Here is a 10,061-nt window from a genome sequence, read left to right as displayed (position 1 = left end):
GCACTTCGGTGATGCAACAGCCCTTCAGCGAATAGCGGCGTCTGTGGATAACTTCCCCCCTATAGATAAAGGGAGAGTTGAAGAACAAACCTTCGCAACACGATGCCCGAGGTGCCAAGAATCAACAATCCGGATGTAGGTCCCAAATAGAAATGTCGGGTTTCCGCTAAATAGAAATGTCGTGTTTTGGTAGTTTGAGCGCCGGACATCTGCACTGGGAGCCGGCGATGAACGCGACTGGGACGATCACGATGACGATGCGCGAGATTGATCGGTTCAAGGTCATCGAGGCGGTGATGGAGCGCCGGCTCAAGCCTGGCCAGGCCGCCGGGCGGCTCGGGCTGAGCGTGCGTCAGGTCGAGCGGCTGGTGCTGCGCTATCAGGCGGCCGGTGTGGCGGGACTGGTATCGGGCAAACGAGGCTGTCCGAGCAACCACCAGTTGCCGGCCGGCAAGGCGCAGCGGGCGCTGGCGCTGATCCGCGAGCGCTACCCGGATTTTGGGCCGACGCTCGCCTGCGAGAAGTTGCGGGAGTGTCACGGTATCGATCTGGCGGTCGAGACGGTGCGCACGCTGATGCGCACAGCCGGGCTGTGGATCCCGCGCAAGGAGCGTCCACCGCGGGTGCACCAGCCGCGCAACCGTCGTGCATGTCTGGGCGAGCTGGTGCAGATCGATGGCAGCGACCATCGCTGGTTCGAGGGCCGTGGGCCGGCCTGCACGCTGCTGGTGTTTATCGACGATGCGACCGGGCGGCTGATGGCGCTGCACTTCACGGCCACGGAGTCGACCTTCAGCTACTTCGAGGCATTGCAGAAGTATCTGGCGGCGCATGGCAAGCCCGTCGCGTTCTATAGCGACAAGGCCAGCGTCTTTTACGTGAAGCACCGATCCGAGACGGCGGGCAAAGGGGTGACACAGTTTGGCCGTGCCCTGTATGAGCTCAACATCGATGCGTTCTGCGCAAACACGAGTCAGGCCAAGGGCCGTGTGGAGCGCGCCAACCTGACATTGCAGGACCGCCTGGTGAAGGAGTTGCGGCTGCGTGGCATCAGCACGCGGGAGGCGGCCAACGCGTACGCGCCCTCCTTCATCGCTGACTTTAACCGCCGTTTCGGCAGACCCCCACGCAGTGAACACGACGGGCACCGGCCATTGCGCGGTGATGAGGATCTGAGGCAGATACTGGCCTATCGCGTCCCGCGCAGGATATCGAACGCACTGACCGTGCAGTACGATCGCGTGATGTACCTGCTGACGGACACGCCGTTTGCCCGCACGCTGATGCACGAATACGTCGAGGTGGTCGAGTATCCAGATGGCGTGATCGAGGTACAGGCCCAGGGCGTGGTGCTGCCCTGCCGGCAATACGATCGCATTGCACGTGTCGACCAGGGTGCCGAGGTCGAGAACAAACGGCTGGCGAGCGTGCTGGAGGTTGCCCGGTGCGTGCAGGCGATCCGTGACGATCGTCGGGCTGCAGGCTCGCCATCGCGGACGCATGTGGGTGAAGCGGTTCGGGCAAAGAAGGCGCTGGTCGGGCTGAAGAAACAGCGGTCCATTGAGGTTGCCGACATCAATGAAGTTATCCGTGAAGTCAGCATAAAGGCAATCAGGGGACGGGGGGCGGCTGCGCCGCCCCAACCCAAAAACATAAGAAAACGCACGGCAAAACCCGACATTTCTATTTAGCTGGAGCCACGACATTTGAACTTGGCGGGGACACCGGATGTTAGGGCAAAGCTGTAATGTCGTACCTGGGCAAAGCTGAAGCGTCGCATGTCATGCTGGCTGACCATTGAATGGGAGGCTCGCGTGAGGACGTCCGGGATGATCACCATGACGATGACCGAGCTGGACCGGTTGAAAGTGGTACAGGCTGTTTGCGAGCGACGTCTGAAGCCGGGCCAGGCAGCGGACCCCCTTGCGTTGAGCGTCCGTCAGGTTGAACGTCTGGTGCTGCGCTATCGCAGCCAGGGCGCGTCGGGGCTGCTGTCGCGACATCGTGGGCACCCGAGCAACTATCAGCTGGCCGATGGCGTGGCTGAACGGGCGTTGAATCTGATCCGGGACTGCTACGCGGATTTTGGGCCGACGCTGGCGTGCGAGAAGCTGCGCGAATGTCACGGGCTGGGGCTGTCCAAGGAAACGGTGCGTCACCTGATGACGGAGGCCGGGCTGTGGATTCCACGCCGGCAGCGGCCGCCGAAGATCTACCAGCCGCGTGCCCGGCGCGCGTGCCTCGGTGAACTGATCCAGATCGATGGCAGCGATCATCGCTGGTTCGAGGAACGGTCCCCGGCGTGCACGCTGCTGGTGTACATCGACGATGCGACCAGCCGGCTGATGGCGCTGCACTTCACGGCGACCGAATCGACCTTCAGCTATTTCGAGGCAACGCGCGGCTATCTGGAGCAGCACGGCTCAAAACCTCGTCAAAGAGATAACAAGGACACAAACCGCGACACTTCTACTTTGCTGCCGCTACGACGTTTCAGAATGGCCTCGACATCGACAAGGAAGATTTCGAATTCGACCCATTATTTCCGCATTTTGCCGAACTCGCGCACACATCGTCGCAGCCGCAGCCGTTTCAAATTCCTCCAACGATATTTAACAAATTCGACTGGGGAATCGACTTAAGATTCGATGACCTCGCTCAATCGCCCGAGCATCTTGTGTACGCTGGCGCACATTGCTGGAGGCTCGTAAAGCATATTTTTCATTACGGTCGCAGAGCAATAAACGAATGGAAATTTGGGCGATGGACACCCTGACAGACGTGCGTGGGCATATTCTTTCCAGGCGGATTCGAATCGGCAGAAATGTTGCTTTGAAGTCTTTTGATGACGTGATTCCACTGGAGACGATCGCCGAAATCAACGAGTTCATCGACCACCTGTTCGGCGACACGCCAGAGCGTTCGCAGTCCGGCGCGAGAATCGCCGACCTGCTGCGTCGCGGTCTAGTCTTTCGCGAACTCGAGCAGTCGATCTGCGCGAATACGCGCGCGATGGCCGCGAAAATTGGCCATACAGATTTACCGACCGAGGCGTTCCCCGTGCTGCGCTGTGCCAGCAACACCTCGCTGGCGGAGAGCCATTGCCGCCATTACGACTCGCATCTGCTGACGCTGCTGATTCCGCTTCAGCTCGCGCCCGACGGGGTTCACAACGGCGACCTGGTGATGTACCGCAAGCCGCGCCTGTCGGTGACCACGCTGACCAACGTGATCTGCAAGATCCGCCACGGCTTGCTGCACAGCCTGCCGCTCAGCTGGCGCACCTGGCATACCTTACATGATCTGCGTGTCGGTCACTGCAGGCGCATTCGGGTCAAACCCGGCAGCGTTTACGAATTCAACGGCTTCGCACTTCAGCATGCGAACCTCGACGTGCGAAACGGCCAGCGGCGCACCCTGCTGATTCACTACTACGACCCAGGCCACTCGCTCGGTCTGAGCACCGTGCTGCGGCGCGGGCGCATCGGCTGAGGCCCGCCTCGCAATCATCGAGTCGCCGACGATTCACCGCCTATTCCGCAAGCGCGCAAATGCGACGCCGCGGCACGCCTGATGCCGTGCAAACCCGCGACGGTGCTGCCGCATCGCCACCCACAAAGCTTGCGGATTTCACGGCCGTTGCCGTGCGCGGCAACGGATGTTTTGGTCGTGCTCCACGAGCCGCTAGCAGTCGAGCCGGTTCGCGCCTGATCACCATTTGAAAGGGACGACTCATCATTGGCCGCTACCGGTTACATGGCACGCAAAACCATTGCCGATATCGTCGGCCAGCGCGGACGTCGAACTTTAAATAGCGGCATTGTTGAATCGTAATTGACATGTGATTGACAATTGCCATTCAACATGTGTGTCGTCTGCGAGCGGAAAGCCACCGGTCATGCCCGCCCGATCCGCCACTTGCCCGCTGCGACGCCACTCCACGCGACACGACCAAGAATAAATTGACAAGCCATCTAGACACGGTAGCATCGACGGAAATCTTTTCCGCGCGTTAACGCGCCCACACGTTTTCAATAGTTAATTCGACCGCAAACCGTTAAAGCTTTCACCGATCTCACGCGCAAAAAAGACTGCCTTGATCAAAGGAGTTTCTCTTGCTTCGCTCCGCACTCCGCCTGCGTAGTCGTGCCATATCGCTGTTGATCACCGGTTTGCCGCTTCTGCTTGCCGCCTGCAACGACCGCCAGCAGGCCCCCACCGCCGCGTCGATGCCGCCGCTCCCCGTGCTCGTCGAAACGGTTTCCACCACCCCTGTCGCTGATGTCGTCGAGTTGCCGGGTCGTATCGAGGCCGTGCGTACCGCCGAGATTCGTGCGCGCGTCGATGGCATCGTCGAGCGCACGCTGTATCAGGAAGGCACGGACCTGCGGGCCAACGCCCCGCTGTTCCAGATCGACGCGAGCGACTATCGCGCGCAGCTGCAGCAGGCGCAGGCCGCGCTCGCGCGCGCGACCGCTGTGCGTGACAACGCGGCGTCGGTAGTCGACCGGTTCAAGCCGCTGGTCGGCCGTCATGCGGTCAGCGCGCAGGAATACGACGCGGCGCTCGCGACGGTGCAGCAGGCGCAGGCCAGCGTGGCCGATGCGCAGGCGGCCGTTTCGCTCGCGCAGCTGCGGCTCGATCGCTGCATCGTGCGCACGCCGATCGCCGGGCGTGCGGGCCGCGCACTCGTCACCGAAGGCGCGCTCGTCAGCGCGGGCGCGGCCACGCTGCTCACCCAGGTCAACCAGCTGACGCCGATCAACGCGGTGTTCACGCAGTCGAATACCGCGATGCTCGATGTCGAACAGCAGATCCAGTCAGGCACTCGCAAGCCGACCAGCATGAAGCATGTCGAGGTGCAGCTGATCCTCGCCAACGGCCAGGTCTACAACGAACGCGGCTTTCTGGACTTCGCCGACCTCGTCGTCGATCCGTCCACCGGCACGCAGACGGTGCGCGCGCAGTTCGCGAATCCGGACCGCACGCTGTTGCCGGGGCAGTTCGTGCGCGGGCGCATCATCGCGGCGGGCAATCTGCAGGGCATCCGCATTCCCGAGCGCGCGGTGCAGCTCGATCACGGCATCGCGAGCGTCGCGCTGGTTGCCGACGACGGCACCGTGGTCCGCCGCAACATCGATCTCGGCGAGCAGGGCGAAGGACGCTGGACCGTGCGCGATGGCCTGAAGCCTGGCGAGCGCCTGATCGTCGATGGATGGCAGAAGGTGCAGCCGGGTCAGCGTGTCGACGCGCGGCCCGCGCCCGAGGCGTCGCCAACGGCACACTCGGCCGCGTCGCCCGTTGCCGCTTCCGCTGCGCACTGACGGGCTCGCCGATGAATCGATTCTTCGTCGCCAGGCCGGTTTTCGCGTGGGTCATCGCCCTCTTCACGGTGCTGTTCGGCGCGATCGCGCTTGCGCTGTTGCCGGTCGAGCAGTACCCCGACGTCGCTCCGCCGTCGCTGAGCATCAGCGCGGCCTTTAGCGGCGCGGACGCGAGCACGCTCGAGCGTACCGTCACGTCGATCGTCGAAGACGAGATGAACGGCATCGAAAACTTTCTCTACATGTCGTCGGTGAGTCGCGCGAACGGCACGATGCAGATCACCGTGGTACTGAAGCCCGGCACCAATCTCGACATTGCGCGCACCCAGGTGCAAGACCGTCTGAGTCGCGTCGAACCACGCTTGCCGCTCGAAGTCCGTCAGGTCGGCGTGCGCGTCACGAAGGCGTCGTCGGGCTTTCTGATGCTGCTGGCGTTGCAGGCGACCGACGGCACCACCAGCGCCGTCGCGATGGGCAACTTCGCGTCGAACAACATCGTCAACGAGCTGCGCCGTATCGACGGCGTCGGCGACGTGCAGCTGTTCGGCTCGTCGTACGCGATGCGGATCTGGCTCGATCCGCGCAAGCTCGCGGGTTTCGGCCTGTCGGCGAGCGAGGTGCTGCAGGCGATCCAGGAGCAGAACAGCCAGACCGCGGGCGGCGGCCTCGGCGATCAGCCGATCGCGCCGGGCGCCGAATTCACCGCGCAGATCGTCACGCAAAGCCGCTTCTCGACGCCCGAGCAGTTCCGCGACATCATCGTGCGCGCGAATCCGGATGGCTCGACCGTGCGTGTGGGTGACGTCGCGCGCGTCGAACTCGGTAACGACAGCTACGGCAATCGGCTCAGCGTCAACGGCAAGCCGTCGGCCGGCATCGCGATCCAGCTCGCGAGCGGCGCGAACGCGCTCGCGGTCGCCAGCGCGGTGCGCCAGCGCATGGCCGAATTGCAGCCGACCTTCCCGCGCGGAGTCACGTGGACCGTGCCGTTCGACACCACGCCGTTCATCACGACCTCGGTGCACGGCGTGATCCGCACGATGATCGAGGCGCTGCTGCTCGTGACCGTCGTCGTGTTCCTGTTCCTGCAGGACTGGCGCGCGACCGTGATTCCGACGATCGTCGTGCCGATCGCGCTGATCGGCACCTGCGCGGGGCTGTATCTGTTCGGGCTGTCGATCAACATTCTGTCGCTGTTCGGCATGGTGGTCGCAATCGGTATCCTCAACGACGACGCCATCGTCGTCGTCGAAAACGTCGCTCGCATCATGCGCGAGGAAGGGCTCAGCGCGCCGCGCGCAACGGTAAAGGCGATCGGGCAGATTGCGGGCGCGGCGATCGCGAGTACGTTGGTGCTCGTCGCGGTGTTCATTCCGATGGCGTTTTTTCTGGGCTCGACGGGCGGCATCTACCGGCAATTTTCGGTGACGCTCGCGGTGTCGATCCTGCTGTCGACGCTGCTGGCGTTGACACTCGGCGCGGCGTTGTGCGCGGCGCTGTTGCGCAGCGAGGCAGCGGCCAACGAGCGGCCGAAGAATCCGGCGGCGCGTCTACTGCACCGCGTGTTCGACGCCTTCAATCGCGGGCTCGATGCGGGCACCACCCGCTATATCGGCGGCGTCGATGCGATGTTGCGCTCGCCGCTGCGCTGGCTGCTGGTGTTCGTCGCGGCCTGCGCGATCACCGCATTGTTCTTCACGCGGCTACCGACCGGCTTTCTGCCAACCGAGGACCAGGGGCACATCTTCATCACGTACACCGGCGCGCCGGGTTCGACCGAACAGCGCACGCAGCGCGCGATCGACCAGGTCGAGGCGTTTCTGCGGCAGCAGCCGCAGGTGCGCAACGTCGCGTCGGTGACGGGCTTCAGCTTCTTCGGCCAGGGGCAATCGGCGGCACTGTCGTTCGTCGATCTGAAGCCGTGGGACGAACGCTCGGGCGAGGCCAATTCGGCGAGCGCGTTGGTGCGGCGCGCGAATGCCGCGTTCCGGCAGATTCCCGAGGCGATCATTTTTGCGCTCGATCCGCCGGCGATTCCGTCGCTCGGCAACGCGACCGGCTTCACGATCAAGATTCAGGATCGCAGCGGCGTCGGTGGCGAAGCGCTGCAGCAGGCCGCGCGGCGCGTGATGATCGAAGCATCGCAAAGCCCTCTTCTCGCGGGCGTGCGCGCCGAGGGCATGCCGGAGGCGCCGCAGCTCTACGTCGAGATCGATCGCGTGAAGGCACGCGCGCTCGGCCTGCAGATCGGCCAGGTCAACCAGGCGCTCGCGCTGACGTTCGGTTCGAACTACGTGAACGACTTCGTGTTCGAGGGCAACGTGCTGCGGGTATTGTTGCAGGCGGATGCCGAGCAACGGATGCGCGCCGAGGACGTGACCTCGCTGCGCTTGCGCAATAGCCGCGGCGAGATGGTGCCGTTCTCGGCGTTCACGCGCGTGCGCTGGATTTCCGGGCCGCAGCAACTCGAACGCTATAACGGCTTTCCGTCCGCGACGCTGTCCGGCCAGGCCGCGCCCGGCCGTTCGAGCGGCGCGGCGATCGCCGAGATGGAGCGCATCGCGTCGCACGTGCTGACCGGCAACCTGACCTACGAATGGACCGGCACCGCGCTCGAGGAAAAACAGGCGAGCGGCCAGATCGGCATGCTGCTAGGGCTGTCGCTGGTGGTCGTGTTCCTGTTGCTCGCGGCGCTGTACGAGAGCTGGGCGATTCCGGTGGCGGTGTTGCTGATCATCCCGTTCGGCGTGATCGGCGCGGTGTTGCTGACGATGCTGCGTGGGCTGTCCGCGGACGTGTACTTCAATATCGGCCTCGTGACGATCATCGGCCTTGCCGCGAAGAACGCGATTCTGATCGTCGAGTTCGCGATCAAGGAAGAGTCCGAAGGCAAAAACGCGCTGGCCGCCGCAAAAAGCGGCGCACAGCAGCGTCTTCGCCCTATTCTGATGACCAGCGTCACATTCGTGCTGGGTATGCTGCCGCTCGTGCTCGCAACCGGCGCGGGCGCCGCGAGCCGGCGCGCGGTCGGCACCGGCGTAATGGGCAGCATGCTGACCGCGACGCTGTTCGGCGTCTTCTTTACGCCGTTGTTCTATGTGGCCGCGCGCCGCTGGCTGAGTCGCAACAAACGCAGCATCGATCTCGACGATGACGATCGGCCGACGGCTACGCCTCGCGAATTGGGTGGAGGTCAGCGCGATGCGTAAGAGCTTTCGTCAGAGCCTGCTGCCCCTCCTCTGCTGCTCGCTCGCCGCCTGCAATTTCGCACCGAAGTATCAGCAGCCGCAACTGCCGATCGCCGATCACTTCGACACGACGGAGACCGCCAATCCGGCCAACGCGCATCTGGCAAGCGAAGTCGACTGGCAGACCTTCTTCGCCGATCCGCGACTGAAGCTGCTGATCGACGCGGCGCTCGAGCACAACCGCGATCTGGCGGCGTCGATTGCGCGCATCGAGCAGGCGCGCGCGTTCTATCGCATCCAGAACGCCGCGCGTCTACCGCAGGTCAATGCGAACGCGGGCGCGACCCGCACGAAGGCGCCGCTCGGCTCGATCGATCCCGAGTTCGACAACACGGATATCTCGGTCCAGTTCAACCAGTACAACGTTCAGGCTGCGGTCACGTCGTTCGAACTCGACTTCTGGGGACGCGTGCGCAACACCAGCGAAGCGGCGCGGCGCCGGTATCTGGCGAGCGCCGAGGCGCAGCGCGCGTTCCGTTTGTCGTTGATCGGCAATGTCGCGTCGAACTACTACGCGATCCGCTCGGGCGAAGAAGGCATCGAGCTTGCGCAACAGACGCTCGACAGTCGCCGCTACGCGCTGGAAGTCGCGAAGCTGCGGCTCGACGCGGGCGTCACATCGTGGGTCGATTACGACCAGGCCGCGATTCTGGTCACGCAGGCGCAGACGCAGCTGGCGGAACTGCAACGGACCACCGCGCAGCAGCGCCATCTGCTCGAGGTGCTGATCGGCGGGCCGCTTGGCGAGGCGCTACCGCACGCGCCGCCGATCGCGGACGCCGCACAGTTCGGCGAGCTCGATGCGGGCTTGCCGTCCGCATTGCTGATCGACCGGCCGGACATCCGGCAGGCCGAGCAGCAGCTGCGCGCGGCCAATGCCGACATCGGCGCCGCGCGCGCGGACTTCTTTCCGCGCATCGCGCTGACCGGCAGCTTCGGTTATGTATCGCCGGAACTCGGTGATCTGTTCGTGCCGGCCAAGCAGGCGTGGTCGTTCGGCGCGCTGGTCGGTATGCCGATCTTTGATGCGGGACAGCGCCAGGCACAGCTGGCGCAGGCGCGCGCGCGACGCGACGAGATGGTCGCCGATTATCAGCGCACGGTGCAGAACGCGTTTCGTGAGGTGTCCGATGCATTGGTCGCACGGCAACGCTACAAGGAGCAGATCGCTGCACAAGAGCAGGCGGTGCAGGCGCAGCGGCAACTCGCCGAAACGGCGGAGCTGCGCTACGAAAACGGAATCTCGATTTATCTCGAGGTGGTGGATGCGCGACGCAATCAGTTTGCCGCCGAGCAGCAACTGATCCAGCTTCGGGCGACGGCGTTGCAGAATGGCGTATCGCTTTATGTCGCGCTGGGAGGCGGACCCGACGAGCCGCGCGACGTATCGCAACGCACGTCTCACGCGGATGGGGTCCAGCCGTCCAACTGAGGCACGCGCGCTACCTGAGCGCGCCGTGCCCACCGCCGGCTTTGCACCGGCGGGCCC

The 10,061-nt window shown here is 64.0% G+C and carries 5 protein-coding genes and 1 pseudogene; all 6 read left to right on the top strand.

Going from position 1 to position 10,061, the window contains the following annotated elements:
* Positions 1–227 precede the first annotated feature (227 nt).
* Entirely contained in the window at positions 228–1,691 is a 1,464-nt protein-coding gene (locus F6X42_RS11190) for an ISNCY family transposase (protein ID WP_187634262.1), read from the top strand.
* 147 nt (positions 1,692–1,838) lie between these two features.
* A pseudogene (locus F6X42_RS11185) lies at positions 1,839–2,423 on the top strand (ISNCY family transposase); the annotation flags it as partial.
* 271 nt (positions 2,424–2,694) lie between these two features.
* The gene (locus F6X42_RS11180; RefSeq protein WP_246530044.1) at positions 2,695–3,492 is read left to right on the top strand and encodes a hypothetical protein; all 798 of its coding nucleotides are present in this window, start codon (positions 2,695–2,697) and stop codon (positions 3,490–3,492) included.
* A gap of 623 nt (positions 3,493–4,115) precedes the next feature.
* A complete protein-coding gene (locus tag F6X42_RS11175; RefSeq protein WP_187634261.1) occupies positions 4,116–5,324 on the top strand; it encodes an efflux RND transporter periplasmic adaptor subunit in 1,209 nt (402 codons plus the stop codon).
* A gap of 11 nt (positions 5,325–5,335) precedes the next feature.
* On the top strand, positions 5,336–8,533 hold the full coding sequence (locus F6X42_RS11170; protein ID WP_187634260.1) for a multidrug efflux RND transporter permease subunit: 3,198 nt from the start codon (positions 5,336–5,338) through the stop codon (positions 8,531–8,533).
* Positions 8,526–10,004: an efflux transporter outer membrane subunit gene (locus F6X42_RS11165; protein WP_187634259.1), complete on the top strand. Its 1,479-nt coding sequence runs from the start codon at positions 8,526–8,528 to the stop codon at positions 10,002–10,004. The genes F6X42_RS11170 and F6X42_RS11165 overlap by 8 nt, the downstream gene beginning before the upstream one ends.
* Positions 10,005–10,061: the final 57 nt, after the last annotated feature.

Source organism: Paraburkholderia podalyriae, assembly GCF_014397785.1.
GTDB classification, from domain to species: Bacteria; Pseudomonadota; Gammaproteobacteria; order Burkholderiales; family Burkholderiaceae; genus Paraburkholderia; species Paraburkholderia podalyriae.
This window is presented reverse-complemented; position numbering and strand designations above follow the sequence as displayed.

Bases quoted from the DNA above. Each gene is read 5' to 3' on its own strand.
- F6X42_RS11165 (WP_187634259.1), top strand. From the start codon at position 8,526: ATGCGTAAGAGCTTTCGTCAGAGCCTGCTGCCCCTCCTCTGCTGCTCG.
- F6X42_RS11170 (WP_187634260.1), top strand. From the start codon at position 5,336: ATGAATCGATTCTTCGTCGCCAGGCCGGTTTTCGCGTGGGTCATCGCC.
- F6X42_RS11190 (WP_187634262.1), top strand. From the start codon at position 228: ATGAACGCGACTGGGACGATCACGATGACGATGCGCGAGATTGATCGG.